The organism is Pseudomonas sp. 30_B, assembly GCF_017491605.1.
Taxonomy (GTDB): domain Bacteria; phylum Pseudomonadota; class Gammaproteobacteria; order Pseudomonadales; family Pseudomonadaceae; genus Pseudomonas.
This window is the reverse complement of record NZ_JAFGYY010000260.1, coordinates 1-478: the sequence shown is the minus strand read 5'-3', so window position 1 is coordinate 478 and position 478 is coordinate 1. Positions and strand designations below refer to the sequence as shown.

Genomic DNA, 478 nt, shown 5'->3' with positions numbered 1-478 from the left:
GAGTGCAGGTTCGGCATGCCCGGCAACAGCGGCCCGTTCGCGCGCGCGACGCCCGCGGGCGCCGCCGCATCCGCGCTCACGTCGACGAGCGCGCCCGCCGCGTTCCAGCGCAGCAGCACGTCGCGCCGCCAGCCGCCCGGCAGATACGCCTGCTCGGCAAACAACATCGAATCGATTTTCGTCATGCTCATCGTCCGGTCAGCGCGCATCGCGCGTGAACACCGTCACGCCGCCCTTCACGACCCGCTCGCACAGCGGCCGGCCGAACCAGTACGCGAGCTCGGCGAGCGTCGAGACCGGCCATACCGCGAAATCCGCCTGCCGCCCGGGCGCGAGCGAGCCGTGCCGGTCGCTCGCGCCGAGCGCCGCCGCCGCGTGGCGCGTGACGCCGAGGAGCGCCTCCTGCACGGTCAGCTTGAACACCGTGCAGCCCATGTTCATCGTGAGCAGCAGCGACGTGAGCGGCGAGGTGCCCGGA

1 protein-coding gene and 1 pseudogene are annotated in these 478 nt (G+C 72.6%); both read right to left on the bottom strand.

From position 1 onward, the window contains the following. A pseudogene (locus J5M67_RS28200) lies at positions 1-185 on the bottom strand (formimidoylglutamate deiminase); the annotation flags it as partial. Positions 186-198: 13 nt separating this feature from the next. Next, positions 199-478: amidohydrolase family protein (locus J5M67_RS28195; protein WP_207888645.1), on the bottom strand; the 280-nt coding region annotated here is incomplete at its 5' end.